12 protein-coding genes and 1 pseudogene are annotated in these 15,200 nt (G+C 71.9%); 6 read left to right on the top strand and 7 right to left on the bottom strand.

Annotated features, from left to right (window positions below):
- Positions 1 to 149 precede the first annotated feature (149 nt).
- Entirely contained in the window at positions 150 to 752 is a 603-nt protein-coding gene (locus tag ACZ7G3_RS34700; RefSeq protein WP_470930551.1) for a hypothetical protein, read from the bottom strand.
- Here ACZ7G3_RS34700 and ACZ7G3_RS34695 point away from each other — a divergent pair.
- Positions 732 to 959 (top strand): hypothetical protein, encoded by a 228-nt coding sequence (locus ACZ7G3_RS34695; RefSeq protein WP_470930549.1) that lies wholly within the window; start codon positions 732 to 734, stop codon positions 957 to 959. The two genes, ACZ7G3_RS34700 and ACZ7G3_RS34695, sit on opposite strands and share 21 nt — an antisense overlap.
- A gap of 82 nt (positions 960 to 1,041) precedes the next feature.
- Here the strand turns inward: ACZ7G3_RS34695 and ACZ7G3_RS34690 are convergent, their stop codons facing one another.
- Positions 1,042 to 2,031 (bottom strand): hypothetical protein, encoded by a 990-nt coding sequence (locus ACZ7G3_RS34690; protein WP_470930547.1) that lies wholly within the window; start codon positions 2,029 to 2,031, stop codon positions 1,042 to 1,044.
- Positions 2,032 to 2,214: 183 nt separating this feature from the next.
- On the opposite strand from ACZ7G3_RS34690, the gene tap reads away from it, so the two are divergent.
- Both tap and tpg read left to right on the top strand, forming a co-directional pair.
- The gene (gene tap / locus ACZ7G3_RS34685) at positions 2,215 to 4,560 is read left to right on the top strand and encodes a telomere-associated protein Tap (RefSeq protein WP_470930545.1); all 2,346 of its coding nucleotides are present in this window, start codon (positions 2,215 to 2,217) and stop codon (positions 4,558 to 4,560) included.
- 12 nt (positions 4,561 to 4,572) lie between these two features.
- Positions 4,573 to 5,130 carry a telomere-protecting terminal protein Tpg gene (tpg, locus tag ACZ7G3_RS34680; protein WP_470930543.1) on the top strand — a complete coding sequence of 186 codons (558 nt, stop codon included), beginning with the start codon at positions 4,573 to 4,575 and terminating at the stop codon, positions 5,128 to 5,130.
- 859 nt (positions 5,131 to 5,989) lie between these two features.
- On the opposite strand, the gene ACZ7G3_RS34675 is transcribed toward tpg, so the two are convergent.
- The 4 genes and pseudogenes from ACZ7G3_RS34675 to ACZ7G3_RS34660 all read right to left on the bottom strand — a co-directional run bounded on the left by ACZ7G3_RS34675 (position 5,990) and on the right by ACZ7G3_RS34660 (position 10,147).
- On the bottom strand, positions 5,990 to 6,814 hold the full coding sequence (locus ACZ7G3_RS34675; protein WP_470930541.1) for an AfsR/SARP family transcriptional regulator: 825 nt from the start codon (positions 6,812 to 6,814) through the stop codon (positions 5,990 to 5,992).
- A 212-nt stretch (positions 6,815 to 7,026) separates the two neighbouring features.
- A complete protein-coding gene (locus ACZ7G3_RS34670; RefSeq protein WP_470930539.1) occupies positions 7,027 to 8,421 on the bottom strand; it encodes an amidohydrolase family protein in 1,395 nt (464 codons plus the stop codon).
- A gap of 357 nt (positions 8,422 to 8,778) precedes the next feature.
- Positions 8,779 to 8,886 (bottom strand): annotated as a pseudogene (locus ACZ7G3_RS34665) (MarR family transcriptional regulator); the annotation flags it as partial.
- Between the two features lie 277 nt (positions 8,887 to 9,163).
- The gene (locus ACZ7G3_RS34660) at positions 9,164 to 10,147 is read right to left on the bottom strand and encodes a lysostaphin resistance A-like protein (RefSeq protein WP_470930537.1); all 984 of its coding nucleotides are present in this window, start codon (positions 10,145 to 10,147) and stop codon (positions 9,164 to 9,166) included.
- Between the two features lie 221 nt (positions 10,148 to 10,368).
- Between ACZ7G3_RS34660 and ACZ7G3_RS34655 the strand changes: the two genes are divergently transcribed.
- On the top strand, positions 10,369 to 12,696 hold the full coding sequence (locus ACZ7G3_RS34655; protein ID WP_470930535.1) for a sensor histidine kinase: 2,328 nt from the start codon (positions 10,369 to 10,371) through the stop codon (positions 12,694 to 12,696).
- The gene (locus tag ACZ7G3_RS34650; RefSeq protein WP_470930533.1) at positions 12,696 to 13,370 is read left to right on the top strand and encodes a response regulator; all 675 of its coding nucleotides are present in this window, start codon (positions 12,696 to 12,698) and stop codon (positions 13,368 to 13,370) included. Before ACZ7G3_RS34655 ends, ACZ7G3_RS34650 begins: the two co-directional genes overlap by 1 nt.
- 195 nt (positions 13,371 to 13,565) lie before the next feature.
- Here the strand turns inward: ACZ7G3_RS34650 and ACZ7G3_RS34645 are convergent, their stop codons facing one another.
- Positions 13,566 to 14,426, bottom strand: coding sequence for an MmyB family transcriptional regulator (locus ACZ7G3_RS34645; protein WP_470930531.1), 861 nt, complete (start codon positions 14,424 to 14,426; stop codon positions 13,566 to 13,568).
- Here ACZ7G3_RS34645 and ACZ7G3_RS34640 point away from each other — a divergent pair.
- Complete coding sequence (locus tag ACZ7G3_RS34640) at positions 14,379 to 14,906, top strand: RICIN domain-containing protein (RefSeq protein WP_470930557.1); 528 nt, start codon at positions 14,379 to 14,381, stop codon at positions 14,904 to 14,906. The genes ACZ7G3_RS34645 and ACZ7G3_RS34640 overlap by 48 nt on opposite strands.
- Positions 14,907 to 15,200: the final 294 nt, after the last annotated feature.

Below are 15,200 nucleotides of genomic sequence, written 5' to 3'. Positions count from 1 at the left end.
CCGTCATGTGCCGCCCCCTTCCGAACCGGGAACCACCCCGCCGGCGGCACCCTGGCCCCGAGTCCCCACCCCACCCCCACGGACCACTCCACGTGGGCCGGGGTTGTAGCGGACCCGTTCGGCGATGCGGCTGAGCCGGTGGCGGCAGGTCACGCTCGGTTTGGGCAGGCCGCCATCTCCGGCAGGCACAGCGCGGGCAGACAAGCCCGCACCAGGTCGGAGTCGAGTGCCGGCGCGGGCTCCGGCCGTTCGACTGGGGCGCCATCGGCGCCGGCGAGGGAGTCGCCGCCGGGCTCCATCAGGCGGGTGCGGCGTGCCTCCACTTCGGCGTGGTCCAGCAGGAGGTGCTGGACGGCCGTGCCGAGGGTGGGGTGGCGCACCAGGTCGTGCCACCGGTCGGGGCAGGTGGCGAGGATGCGCCAGCCGGCACCTTCGCCGAACTCAAGAGGCAGTCCCAGGGAGGCGTGTTCGGAAATCTGCCACCGCTCATGCCGGGCGGGGTCGTGCAGCAGGCGGGCGAACGGGGCCAGGGCGTACTCGAGGACCGCGTCGAAGAGGGCCGGGGGCACGGGCGGGTACGGCTCGGCATCGAAGCGGTAGCGGTGGGGATTCCAGTCGTCGACGACCCGCTCCAGGTCGGTGTCGTGCAGCTGCGCAAGCAGGCCGATCGCGCCCATCCGGCGGGCAGCGAGGAGCGCCGAGCCGCCCTCGCCCTGGAGACGGCCGTCGACATGACGCGCGACGCCATCCATGCCTCCTTCGCCCACGACACCGATCTGGACCGAGACCTGGAGGATCGCCGGGACGCCTGGAACCGCCTTCGCCGGTTCGCGATGCCGTGGAAGGACGACCCGGATTTCGACGCGACCCGTGGGCCCCGGGCGGTGTACGTCCCGCTGCGGGCCGCTGATGAGCGTCCGGCCGGGGCGGAGCCCGACGCCGCGGGGCTCCCGCCGTAACCGGCAGCGGGGAAGGAGCCGGCGCCATGATGGCCGTCCTGATCCGGGCGGCCATCGCCTGTTCCCTGGCAGGCAGTGCCGATCAGGCGCCGGCGTCGCGGGGGTCGTGGGGCTCGTGGGGGAGGCCGTCGTCCAGGACGATGCGAATGGTCTCGCCCTGTCCGGTGACGTCGGCGAGTTCGGACGCGATGCGGTTGTAGGAGGTCACGGCCATGGCCCAGTCGCCCTCCAGCGGGGTGGCGGTGGCGCGGGTGTTCCACAGCTCGATCAGCAGGGCGATGAGGGAGCGCCCGGACAGGACGGTCCGGACGCGGCCTTCCTTGAAGTCCTCCACAGCGGGCGGGGTGCGGAAGTGACTGTGGTCGACGGCCAGGGCGGCGAGCCACTCCCAGGTGTCGCGGTGCGCGATCAGTTCCGCCGAGGCCACGCCGGCGGCCTTCAGCAGAAGGACACCGTGGCCGACTTGCGGGTTCTCCGCGCCGACGGATGCCTGTGGTGTGGCACCGGAAGGCTGGGCGTGGGAAGCGCCGGTGCCCCCTTGGTAAGCGGCCTCGATGGCGTTCTTCAGAGCGAGGTCCTGCTCCTGGCGCCCGTCCTCGGGCTGCGGCCGGCGCTCAGTGTTCTCCACGGTTCCCCCCTGGGTGTCGGTGTCGGTGTCGGATGAGTCGGCTGGACGCGCTGCAGCAGGGCCGGTGGAGCCGTAGTCGGCCTCCGCCCCAGGCTCCGCCGCCGGCGGCGCAGTCTCCTCGGAACGCATCTGCGCGTCATCGCCGGCATCGGCTGCCAGCGCAAGGGGGCGCAGGACGTCGACCAGGTCCAGCAGTTCCCGAAGCTCGCCCCGCGTCTCGTTCAGGTCGCTGATCATCCGGTCCTGGCGTCGGCGTACCTCACGGTTCTCCTCGCGCAGTCCGGTGACGCCCCCCTCGATCTTTTCCAGGATCTTCAGGCGGCTCTGTGTGACCTCGCCGTGCAGTGCGGTCAGCCCGACCGTCGGGTCGTCGAGACGTTGGAGTTGGTGCCGTATCGCCGTCAGTTCCTTCATCGCGTCGTCGAACGCGCTCTTCCACCCCACGTGACCCCCTGGTTACTCCGGGCAATGCGACCGCTCGTATCTCCCCACATGGACTTCGCGTGACGCGATGATTTCCGGCCCTTCCCCGGCCAGGATCACCCACCCACGCTCGTACGCCTTTCGTACGCGATACGTACGGCAAAAGAGCGCGATGGGGATAGGGTATTGGTCAGGAGGTGGTCCATGTCCGAGTTGTTCGACGCGGTTGACGCGCTGGTCGCGTCCCGTTCCCCGCTGCCGCCGGCGGAGGAGCGCAAGCGGCTGCGCACCGCGCACGGCCTGACGCTGGACGAAGTCGCAGGCGCGCTGAAGGTGCGTCGGGCCACGGTGTCCGCCTGGGAGTCGATGAAGAAACCGACCGAGCCGCGCGGCCCGGAGCGTGAGGCGTACGCGCGGCTGCTGCGGCAGCTCGCGGAGCTCTACCCCGCACCCGCAACGCCGGCGAAGCAGGCGGCCCCGGTGCCCGCCGGCTTCGCCGGCGCCGGCGACCCGGCAGGTATCGTGCCGGCCGCTGTACTCGACGAACTCACCGCATCCCTCTACTCCTCTCCCGGCGCGCCCCGCCCGGCGGGCTTCGCCGACCCTGCGGAAGCGCGGACTCTGTCCACAGGCCAGGCGTCCGAGGCTGCGGTCATGACTGCGACGGAGAACGCCCAGACCCCTGCCCCTGCTCCCGTTGCCGCTGCTCCGGCGGCCGCGCCGCGTCAGGTGCGCACCACCAAGCCGTCGTCGACGTCGCGCCTCCCGGGTGCGAAGAAGGCCGCCCCGGCCGGTACCCCGGCAGGCTCCGCCGATCCACGGTTCGAGAACGGTCCGCTCGCGGTCGTCGATGTCGAGGACGGGCAGGTGCTGGCGTACTGCACCGGCGGCCTGGTCCTGGACGTGCCCGCCAAGAGCATCCCGGCCCTGGTCGACTGGACGCTGCGCGAGGCCAGGCTCGGGGCGCCGAAGCTGTCCGGGCCGGGCAAGGACGCCGACCCGCTGATCGTCCTCACCGAGGCCGCCCTCGAGCGCTACGGCCTTCCCGTCACGCTCACGGAGGAGGAGAAGCACGCCGGACGGATCCCGGAGGGCCACAAGGTCATCAAGCAGCTCGCGCGCGCGGAGTGGAAGCTGACCAAGCGCGGCTTCGGCCCGTGGGCGCGGATCTACCGCCCCGCCGCCGGTTCGGAGCGGGCCTGCGTGCAGCTGTGCATCCCGTCGTGGAACGCGCTCGACACCCGGCACTGGGGCGAGGCCGGGCAGCTCCCGCCCGCCGAACTCGCCCGCGTCCTGGGCGTGTACGCCTCCCGTCTGATGACGCCGCGCGGCTCCACGGCCGTGACCGGTCTGGAGCTGATGACCGCCCTGCACCCGCCGACCCGGGCCTCCGAGCCCGACGCCGACGGCAAGCGGCACTCCGAGCACAACCCCGGCTCGCTCGGCAAGGACGCCATCGACCCGATGAACTTCCCGCCGTGCGAGGTCCCCGACGGCCACCCCGTCCTCAATGACCTGCCCCGGTTCCACGTGCGCGGCCCGGCGGAGAAGCTGTTCGAGGAGGCCTACGACTGGGCGCGGCCGATGACCGACGCGGAGTGCACCCTGCGCCACCTGGTCGGCATCGACGTCAACATGGCCTTCGCGGCCGGCGCCAACGGCTTGACCGTCGGCCTCGGTGAGGCGACGCGCCTCAAGGCCCCCGCGTTCGACCCGAAGCTGCCCGGCTCGTGGCTGGTCGACCTCAGCCACGTCGACCTGTCGCGGGTGAAGGCCGGCAAGGAGTGGGTGGAGCTGGACGGCAGCCTGCTGCCTTCCCCGTTCACACCGAAGGGCGAGCGGCCCGACGGCCCGGCCTGGTACGCGACGCCGACCGTGGCGTACGCGGTGGAGCTGGGCTACGAGGTGCGCCCGCTGGAGGCATGGGTGCGCTACGAGAACGGCCGCTACCTGGACGGCTGGTACAACCGGCTCCGTGACGCCTACCTCGCCACGATGGCCGACCTCGGCGTGGACGCCGACCTTGCCCCGGCCGACTTCCTCGCGGCGATGGACGGTTACAAGGACCGTGACCCGGAGCTGGCGATCGTCGTCTCGGCGGTCAAGGCGACGGTCAAGGGCGGCCTGGGCAAGCTCCGCGAGCGGCCTCGGGGCGAGGGCTGGCGGCCGGGTGAGCCGTGGCGCGCGCTGTCCCGGCCGACGTGGCGGCCGGACATCCGGGCCGCGGTCATCTCCCGTACGCGGATCAACCTGCATCGCAAGATCGTCAAACACGCGGCGTTCACCGGGCAGTACCCCATCGCGGTCCTGTCCGACTGCGTCGTCTACGCCGCGGGCGGCGAGAGTCCGCTGGACTTCCTGCCCTACCGGGACGGCAAGCCGCTGCCCGGCGGCTTCAAGCTCGGCGTCAACCCGGGCCTGGTCAAGCACGAGGGCACCCAGACCGTCCTGTGGGGCGAGGAGGTCCGCGAGCGGTTCAACGCGCCGGAGCTCAACCTCGCCCGGTACATCAAGGACGGCACCGTCACCGACGTCGACAACGGAGAGTAGGAGAAGGCCACGATGAGCCGGTTCGGGGACGGCCTGGAGGCCGCGGTGCAGAAGGCGTTCACCCGCCCCACGCCCAAGACCGCGCCCGCGCAGATGCGCTACCTGGTCAAGCAGCTCAAGGGCACGAAAGCGGTCGCCCGGATGCTGCGGATCTCCCAGCGCACCGTCGAACGCTACGTGAAGGACCAGATCAAAAAGCCCCGCCCCGACCTCGCCGCGCGCCTGGAGAACGAGGTGAAGGCCCGCTGGCAGCCCCAGATCCGGGCCAAGGCCAAGGCGAAGGCGGCCACCACCGACGGCATCGTCATCGACACCCGCGCCCGCCTCGGCTACACCGCGCCGATCGGGTCCACCGATCAGGACCGCATCCGGCACCTGACCGTCGCCCTGCCGCCCGTCTACGCCGCCCGCCTCTTCGACGCCCAGAAGCAGGGCGCCGGTGACGCCCGCCTCCAGGAGATCGCCGCCGAAGCCCTCAAGGAGGTGTACTTCCAGGACGGCGGCCGACGCGCCGGCAGTCTGGAGGAGGTCCGGTTCACGGACATCGAGCACCTCGAGTTCGAGCTGTAGCAGCCACGCCCCGAACAGCCCGCGAGCCCCGGACCAATGAACCGAAGCACGGTAGTTGTCACGAAGGCAGGGGTCTTGTCATGTCACCGTGCTGCCGACGTCGGACGGTGCTGTGCATGACTGGATAAATGAAAGCAATGGTGGCTTGAGGTAGAGCATGATCTGCCGGGTGAAGAGGGACGCGGATACGGGCGTGGGCGTGGATGGTACCGACGTGTGGCACGAGCGGCTGGGGTGGGCGTTCGGGCTGGTGGCAAGCGATCCGGCTGAACGTGCTGCGGCGCTTGTCCGTCTGGCTGACGCCGAGAGGAACACTCAGGAGGCTCTGGATCGGTACAACAGGGCGTGGCGTCGCAGGTATTCGCTGGGGCGGCAGGCGGCGCGCAGAAACTACCTGAAGACCCTGAGGTATTCGTTTCCTGGTGGGTTGTGGGACCGGCCGGCCGGTCCCGACCTCAGCACGTGGCCGGGTCTTCCCTACGTGCTGTGCTTCCTGGAGTGGGAGGCGAGGTATCCGCAGGAGTGGACACGGTATGCCAAGTCGTGGGGCACGAAGGAAAGCCTCATTCGGGACGTGGCTGCCGCCCACCACGATGAGACGGTCAGAAGCAGGCTTGTGGAACTGGTCGAGACCGTCGTTCAGCGGCCCTACCGCTGCAAGGACCGCGAGTACGTGCGCGTGGCCCGGGCCGTGGACAGTGAGGACCTGCGCAGCAGGCTTGAAAGAGCCGCCTGTTCGGACAACCCATGGGCACAGCGCCATGCCCGGTACGTTCTCTGGCTCCTGGACCGTCCCGAGGTGCCCAATACGCGTCACGTCTGGCGGACGTGGCTGGCGGCGCATCCAGAGTGGACACGGTCAGCAGGCAGCCCGGACTGGAGAGGGGGTCCATCCCTCGAGCTCAGGCACGTCGTGCTGCTGGATCGCCCGGCGGAGCCGGCGCAGGGCCGGGCCGGGCTCGACGCCTAGTTCCGCGTGCAGGACCCGGGTGGCCCGGTCGTACTGCTGCACCGCCTCGGCGGACCGGCCCAGCAGCCACAGAGATCGCATCAGCAGGTCCCAGGCGGACTCGCGCAGCGGCTCATCGGCGATCAGGTCCTGCGCGGTGTGCACGGCCTGACCCGGCCGCCCGGACATCAGCAGCGCTCGGACGTACAGCTCCCGTGCGGCGTGCCGGCGCTCCGTCAGGCGGGCGATCTCCCGGGCGGCGAAAGGAAGACAGGCAGCGTCCATGAGTGCGTCGCCGCGCCAGGCGGCGAGGGCCTCGGCGAGGGCATCGGCGGCCCGCTCCGGCCGCCCGGCCTCCAGCAGATCGTGGCTGGCCGCCACGGTGCGTTCGAACCGTACGGTGTCCAGGTCCTCGTCGGCGACACGCAGAACATAGCCGCACCGCGTCGTGGCGAGGACACCGTCCCGGCATGCCTCGGAGGACCCGGCGGGATGCAGGACACGGCGCAGCCGGCTGATGTGCGCGTGCACCGATGTCGCCGCCCGGGCTGGGGGGCGGTCCCCCCACAGGCCGTCGCAAAGCCGATCGATGCTGACGGCGCGACCGTTGGCGATGAGCAGCCGGATCAGCAACACGCGCCGCTGACGCGGGCCGAGGCCGAGAAGGGTCCCGTGCCGGGTGGCCGTCAGGGGTCCGAGCAGACTGAAGCGGACACCAGCGGCTTGCGTGGACATGATTGCCCCTTCATTCATCGGTTCGTCAGTCGGTCGTGGAAAGTCAGCACCCGGCGGGCGATGCGAATGCCGGACAACGGTGGCATCGCTATCAGGTGCGGTACCCACGCCGGATCTACTGGGGACGGTGGTGACGGGACCCCCCGGCCGGTCACACGGTGCACCACCGGGTGACCGGCCGGCGGACGCGTGCCGAAGGCCCGGGGGGTGTGTCAGGCGGCGGGGGTGCCGAGTACGTGTGCGCGCGAGGCGTGCACCTCGTCGCGCAGGGCGGGCAGGTCGACGCCCAGGACCTGGCCGTTCCACTTGCGGACCTCGCCGTTGACGAGGACGGCGCTGATGTTGCGGGCGTCGGAGCCCAGGACGACCGTGCCGATGGGGTCGTTGAGCGGCATGTTGTTGAGGTCCTCGGCCTGGATGACGAGCAGGTCGGCCTTCTTGCCCACGGTGAGCGAGCCGGTGACGCCCTCCAGGCCGTTGGTGCGGGCGCCCTGCAGGGTGGCGAAGTCCAGGACGTCGTGGGTGGTGACGCGTCCCGGCTGCCGGTCGGTGCCGTAGACGGTGTTGACCGCGCGCATCCGCTGGATGGCGTGCAGGGCCCGCATCTGCGTGAACATGTCGCTGGCCAGGGCCACCTCGACGTCGATGCTCAACCCCGGGCGCACCCCGACCGACAGGGCCTCGTCGATCGCGGGGATCGCGGTCTCCAGCCCGATCTGGGCGTCCGAGGTCGGGGCCAGGGCGATGGTCGTGCCGCTCTCCCCGATCGCCTTCCACGCTGCCTGGGTCAGGCCGGTGGCGTGGATGAGGGTGACGTCCGCGCCGAGGATGCCGTCCTTCGCCCACTGCTCGACGGCCTGCGAGGAGGAGGTGCCGAAGACGGCGTCCACGCTCACCCCGATGCCCAGGTCCCGGGCCGTGCGGGCGAGTTCGGGTCCGTACGCGAGGGCGGGGCCGGCGATCTCGTCGGTGGCGAGGGCTGCCAGGCGCAGGGTCAGCAGCTGGTCGTCGCCGGCGAAGTACTTCTCCTTGAGGCGGGTCAGGTCGCCGGGCCACTGCTTGTCCCAGTCGCCGAAGTGCGGGCCCATGGAGGCGTGCACGCCTCGGATGCCGGTGTCGACGAGGGCCTCGACGGCGGCGTCGGAATGCTCACGGGTGCGGGAGTTGTGGGAGAAGTCGAGCATGGTCGTGATGCCGCTGTCGATGGCCGTCAGCGCGGCCAGTCTGGTCCCGACGTACATGTCATGGGGCCGGTAGACCGTGGCGTAGCCGGCCAGGGTGGACATCACATAGGCGCCGAGGTCGTCGACGTCCGGCATGATCCGGCGCAGCTGAGCCTCCCAGGCGTGCCGGTGGGTGTCGACGAAGCCCGGCGTGAGGAGGGTGCCGGTGGCGTCGACGACGACCGCTCCCTCCCGGCTCAGGCCAGGACCTATCGCGGTGATCGTGTCGCCCTCGACGAGCAGATCGGCGCCGTCCAGAACACCGGAGGCGGGGTCCATGGTGACGATGGTCGCGCCGGTGAACAGGATGCGCCGCTTCGGGTCGCAGGAGCGGCGCTGGAGCTGTTCGAGCACGGCGGGGCTGGTGGTGCCGGAGGCGGTCAAGGGGAGATCCTGTTCGTCGTGCCAGGCGCGGTGGGCCTGTGCGGGGTGGGCGGTGCCTCCAGCATCGGACCGGCCGGGTGTGACAACCAGGGCGCCGTTTTCCTGGGCACAGCACACCCAGGGTCAGCCGGCGGGCTGGATGAGGAACAGCGACGGGACCTCACGGTCGGTCGCGGCGACGCCCGCTCGTCCCGGGCGGCGGTGCGTGACGCACGACCGTCAGGGCGGTCTCTTCAGCGGGCGGGGCGTGGCCCGGCGGGACCTCGCCCCTTCCGCGGCGGGGCCCGCTCCTTGCCCTCCGCGGAGCTGACGGCCGGTCGTCCGCCGCGCTGTCAACGGGGCGGCCGGCACGCCCCGTCGGCCAGCCTGGCCGCACTGTTCCGGGGAGTGAGGAGTGAGCCGGTCGAACACGGCCTGGCGTACGGCGTACCCGTGACCCGGCGCGGTCCGGCGCAGCACCCCGTAGCAACCGGCTGATGTGCGCGTGCACCGCCGTCGCCGCCCGAGCCGGCGGACGCTCCCCCCACAAGTCATCACACAGCCCGTCCAGACTCACCGCACAACCATCGGCGACGAGCAACCGGACCAGCAGCACACACCGCTGACGCGGACCCAGAACAAGAGCAACACCCTCCCGGGTCGCCATCACAGGCCCCAGCAAGCTGAAACGGACACCAGCGGCTTGAGTGGACATGGTTGCCCCTTCGGTTCATCGGTTCGTCAGGTCGGCCACGGACAGTCGTCAGTGCCGGCGGAGGACGTGGATCTCGGGCAGTGGTGTCGTGGCGTACAACGGCATCGGCGTGGGTCGTGGGGCGCCCACCGAGATCCGCTGGGGGCGGTGACGGTGGGCGAGGCGGAGGACGACGGCGGCGTACAGGACGGTGACGGCCATGTCGATGAGGGCGAGCAGGACCGGGGCGTCGGCCGCGGTGTCGTCGGAGGCGAGGCCGTCGACGAGGGCGGCCGCGAGCCCGAAGCTCACCAGGTTGTTCAGCGCGTGCAGGGCGACGGCGGCTTCCAGCCCGCCGGTGCGCAAGGTGAGGTGGCCCGTGACGAGTCCGAAGACGCACAGGTCCACGAGGCCCCACACGGCGCCCCAGCCGTGCGCCGCGCCGAACAGCAGCGCCTGCGGCAGCACCGCGCACCACGGCGAGCGCAGGAAACCACCCACCGCCTGCGTCAGCCAGCCCCGGAACACGTACTCCTCAGCCGCCGCCTGCAACGGCACACACACCGAGAGCACGGCCAGCGACACCAGGAACGACGGCCAGTCCACCCACTGCGCCGGCTCCGCACGCGTACCGTCGTCCAGGGGCAGGAAGGCCAGCGCCAGCCCCGGCACCGCCACGGTCGGCACCGCCACCACGAGGCACCGGCCCAGCCACCGCCAGCGCAGCCGCCCCGTCACCGACGACACCGTGCCCGCCGGACGCCGCCCCGCCCAGCGCACCGCGAGCAGCACCGGTGGCAGCATCAACGCGATGTAGGACAGCTCCAGCACCAGATTCGGCAGCGCACCGAAGTCGAACGTCCCGTCCGGGAGTCGGGGGCGGCCCGCGGCGGCGCCGGCGCCGTAGGAGACCATGTCGACGACACCGATGAGGACGAGCCAGCCACCGGCCAGCAGCAGCAGTCCGAGTACCGGACGCCACCAGCGGTGATGTCCGGTGTAACGCGCCATCCGATGGTAGGGGAGCGCGTTGAGCAGGGGTGAATCGGTCATGTGCACCAGCATTCCGGCGGCGTCGCCCCAGCACGTCCGTCACCGGCACGAACGGCGGCTCTACCGCAGGGTGCAGACGGCACCCGGTCCCGAGGCGGACGAAGGGTGACGGGAACCTGCCGCGGGTCGGCACGTCTTCCCCTCCGTCCCCGGGCGGAGACATCCCTCCGTCCGTGCGGAAGACGGCGGCACGGCGCAGGTGGCCTACGCTCACATGCGTCATGGGAACCATACGTACCTGGCTGCTTCCGACCGCCCTCGCGCTGCTCGGCGTCGGCGTGCTCACGGCCTCGCTGCTGTCGGAGAACGAGCCTGCCGGACTGCTGAGGCCCGCGGGGCTGGTGGCGGCGATCGTCGTGCAGTACGTCGCGCTGGGACGGCGGCGCCGCGACCCCCTGGCGGCGCTCGCCGGGACGGCGGCCGGCATGCTCATCGGGACTCTGGCCGCCCCCGATCACTTCGTCAACCTCGGGATATTCGTCGCCCTGTATGCCGTAGCGGTGCAGTACGGTGGCCGGATCACCGCTCTGTGCGCCGCCGCCGTCATCGGCTGCGATGGGCTGCCGAGTGTCCTGGGCGGTGGCTCGGCGAAGGAACTGCTGGCCGACCTGGGCTCCGCCGCCATGTTGTACGTGCCCTGTGCGGGGCTCGGCGAGGCGCGGCGGCAGTGGTTGAGCGGTCGCTGGGCCGCGGCCGGACGGCTGGCGCGGGCCGAGGAGGAACGGCGGCGGGCCGCCGAGAACGAACGTCACCGGCTCGCCCGGGAACTGCACGACGTCAGCGCCCACCACCTGACCTCCGTGGTGGTGACGGTGGACGCGGCTCGCCGGCTCAGCGGTACCCGGCCCGAACTGGTCGAGGAGGCGATGGCGTTCGCCGCGCGCACCGGCGAGGAGACCCTGTCCTCGCTGCGCCGGCTGGCCGACGCCATGCTGGACGCCCAAGCACCCGATCCGCAGCCGGTGAGCGGCCGCCTGCGCGAGTTGATCAGCGGGTTCGACCGGCTGGGCCGGCCCATCGACGCCGACCTGCCCGACGACCTCGCCGGGCCCGCCGCCGAGGCCGCCTTCGGTATCGTCCGCGAAGCCCTCACCAACGCACTGCGGCACGCGCCCGGAGCCGCCGTGCGGGTACGCGTCCGGCGCCTCGACGGCGCCCTCCACCTGCTGGTCGCCAACGGCGCGCCGCGTGCCGCGGAGGAGCACGCCCGGGCCACCACTGGACTGGGCTCGGGCAACGGGGTCACGGGCATGCGGGAGCGGGCGACGGCCGTCGGCGGCGAACTGACGGCGAAGCCGGCCGAGGACGGGGGCTGGAGGGTGACGGCCACGTTGCCCGACGGCACGGGACCGGTCCAGCCGGACTCGGCGTCCCTGCGCCGCGATCTGCGGCGCGAACAGTGGCTGGCGGACGTGCTGCTCTGCCTGACCGCCGTGATACTGCCGCTGTTCATGGTGTCCCCGTCCGGCGACGCGCTCGGTACGACGACCGTGACCCTGCTTCTGACGGCGCACGCGCTGCCCCTGCTCTGGCGGCGCCGTACTCCCGCTCTCGCCCTGGCCGGGGTGGCCGCGACCGCGTGGCTGACGCCCGCCGCGGTCGCCGCGGGGCTGGTGCCGTCGGACTGGGTGGACCTGCTGCCGTCCGCCATGGTGTCCGAGGCGATGGCGGTGTACGCGGTCGCCGCCTTCGGCCGCCGGCCCGTACGAGCCTTCGGCGCCGCCCTGGCCACCACGGTGAACGTGGTGGCCGCGATGGCCGTGACGGTCGCCGTCGACCAGATGCTGGTGCGGCCGTCCGGCGATGCGACCATGGTGCTCTGGGCCGCGTACCTCGTCATGTGGGCGGCGGCCCCGTTGTTGATCGTGCTGTGGGCTGTCGGCACGGGGGTCCGCCGACGGCGGATACGGGTCGTCACCCGCGAGGAGAGCGCGTTCGGCGACTCGGTGCGACAGACCGCGCTGGCGGCGACCACCGAACGCCGGCTGATCGCCGCCGAGCTGCACGAAACCGTACTGAGGCGCACCACCCGCATGGTGGGTCACGCGAGCGACGGGACACCGGACGATGTGGCCGGCGAGGCACGGGCGGCGCTCGCGGCGATGCGGGAACTGCTGCGCAGCCTGCGCGGTGCCGCCGAGGACGGCGGGCAGCATGCCCCGCAGCCCGGCGCGGCCGACCTGGAGGCACTGTGCGGGGCCCTGCGCGCGGCCGGCCGTGACGTGACCGTCAGCGGACTGCCGCGCGCCGTCGAGGACCTGTCCGCGTCGGTGTCCCTGACCGTGTACCGGGTGGTGGAGGCCGCGCTCCGAGCCGGCGACCGGGGTCCGGCCCGGGTGACGCTGCGACGGCGGCGCGGGCAGGTGCACGTCACGGTCACCGGGGTGCCGCTCGCGGCCGCGGGCCCGGTCGCCGAACGGATCCACGTCCAGGCGGAGTCGGCGGCGGGGCGGACGGCCGTCGACCGGGCAGGTACGCTGCGGGTAACGGTGCCGGTCGGCAACCCGTCGGTCCCTGCTCAGGAGGTCCTGCCATCGCCATACGTGTGATGGTCGTCGACGACCAGGCGGTGGTCCGTGCCGGATTCGCCGCCGTCGTCGATGCCGAAGCGGATCTGACCGTGGTCGGCGAGGCGGGTGACGGCGCCGGCGCGGTCGCGCTCGCCGAACGCACCGCTCCCGACGTGGTCCTGATGGACATCCGCATGCCCGGCATGGACGGACTGTCCGCCACCCGGCTGATCACCGCCCTGGACAGCAGTCCCAAGGTGCTCGTACTGACCACTTTCGACCTCGACGTGTACGTGTACGAGGCGCTGCGCGCCGGTTCCTCCGGGTTCATGCTCAAGGACGCCCTGCCCGAGGACGTGCTCACCGCGATCCGCGTGGTCGCCGGCGGGGAGGGCATCCTCGCGCCGACCGTCACCCGCCGCCTCATCGGGCAGTTCGCTCACGGGGCGCCCCTCCCGCCGGAGTTGTCCGGCCAGCTCGCCGGGCTCACCCCGCGCGAGCGGGAGGTGCTGCTGCTGATCGCCTCCGGCCTGACCAACGCCGAGATCGGGGTACAGCTCGGCGTGACGACCGGTACGGTCAAATCCCACGTCAACGCACTGCTCACGAAGCTGCAACTGCGCGACCGGGTACAGGCGACGATCCTGGCGTACGAGGCCGGTCTGATCCGCCCGCAGGGCTCGCTGGGGGACCCGGCCGCCGCACCGTACTGAGGACCCGGCCGCCGCACCGCACTGGGGGGTCGTCCGGCTCGGAGGCCGCGAGCGGTGCCGGCGGGGGCGTCGCGGTCGCGCTTGACGCCGAGGGCTGCCTTGCGCCGTCGTCGTGTGTCGTCGTGCACGCGGCGAGAGCGCCCAGGACGAGGACGGCGTCACAGGTGATGCCGGTCATGGTCGCGGAGCGGGACCTCATGTGGTCCGCCTCGGTGAGTCGTCCCGGTGTCCGGAGTGGGTGGTGGTCGCCGCCAGGGAGCCGAGCAGACGGAGCGCGTCCGCGGTTCCGGTGCCCTCCTGGGCGTGGTAGACGACCAGCTGCTGCCCCGGGGCGGAGCGTACGTCGAAGGTCTGCATGCGCAGGGCCAGTTCGCCGACGTCGGGATGCAGCAGGGTCTTCGCGGCGTCGCTCTTGCCCCGTGCGTCTCGGCGCTGCCACAGGTCGGTGAAGTGACGGCTGCCTTCCGAGGCCGTCCGCAGTACCTCGGCGATGCGTGGGTCGTTGGGCCGCGCGCCCTCCAGGAAGCGGAAGCCCGCGACCGTGTTGGCCGCGGCCTTGTCCCAGTCCAGGTGGAAGGAGCGGACCGACGGATCGAGGAACATCGTGAGCAGCACGTTCGCGCCGGGCTGGAGGTGGGGGAAGACCGCCCGCCCCAGCGTGTTCGCGGCCAGGACGTCGTAGGCCCGGCCCAGGAGCAGGGCCGGCGTGCGGTCCCACAGTTCGGCCAGTTCCAGCAGCTGCGGGTCCGCTCGCTCGGTGCTGCCCTCATGGCGCGGAAGCGGAGCCATGCCCGCGGCCCGGAACAGGTGCAGCCTGCCGTCGTCGTCCAGCAGCAGCGCGTCGCTCAGCGCGTCCAGGACCTGCGGCGACGGGTGCCGCTCACGGCCCTGCTCCAGACGCAGGTAGTAGTCGACGCTGATACGCGCCAGCATCGAGACCTCTTCACGGCGCAGACCGGGCACGCGCCGCCGCCCGTCCTCGGGCAGACCGACGTCGGACGGCGTCACCTGCGCGCGCCTGCTCCGCAGGTAATCGCCCAGTTTCGAGGTAGTCATACCCCTCAGGCTAAGCTCGCCGGCCGCCGGGAACCTGGCCCCAGTACCCCCAGGCATCCCCGGGACGGGAGGGGCGCGCACACCACCTCGCGGCAGGCAGACCGGCGGTATAGGCCGAACAGCCGATGTCCATCGGTCGTTTCACGAGGAGGATCCGGTGAGGCGGGCGCGAGCCCGGCCGCAGCGCCCGGAAACGCGTTCCGTGCCCCGGCGGCAGGCTGCCGGAGCGCGCCCGCCTCACATCGACACAGCACGGAGGCAGGTGGCCTCTGCGCGACCGTCACGGGCACCGCGGACCGTACACCGGTGGTTCTCGCACCGTGTGACCAGTCGGCGGCTCAGCGGTTCGGCCTGTCGGGAAAAGCGCTGCTGTCCACGTCGAGCGGCAAGTGTCTGGACCTCTTCGGAGGGGCGTCCGGCACCCAGGTGGTGCTCTGGGAATGCAACGGCCGTGACGACCAGCGGTGGAGCAGTGCCTGACACCGCGCCCGAAGGGCCGTCGGGCCGCCCGCCGGGCCAGGCGGCCGCCGGACCGGAGGTCTTGGGCAGCGGACGGCAGTGATATACACATGCGACAGGTACCGGTTCATACCGGTTCTGAAACTTGAGCGCGGTGGGACCGGCCCAACTTCCCGTCTCGCCCGCGGATGCCCGCGGATGCCCGCGGATGCCCGCGGATGCCCGCGGATCACTGAAGTACCCCGTACGACGGCTCGTGACGGTCCGAGTCGGCCCCATCCGTCCAGCCCTGCCGAACGGCTCGGCTCCTTCGCG

The organism is Streptomyces sp. NPDC037271, from assembly GCF_055603605.1.
This window is presented reverse-complemented; position numbering and strand designations above follow the sequence as displayed.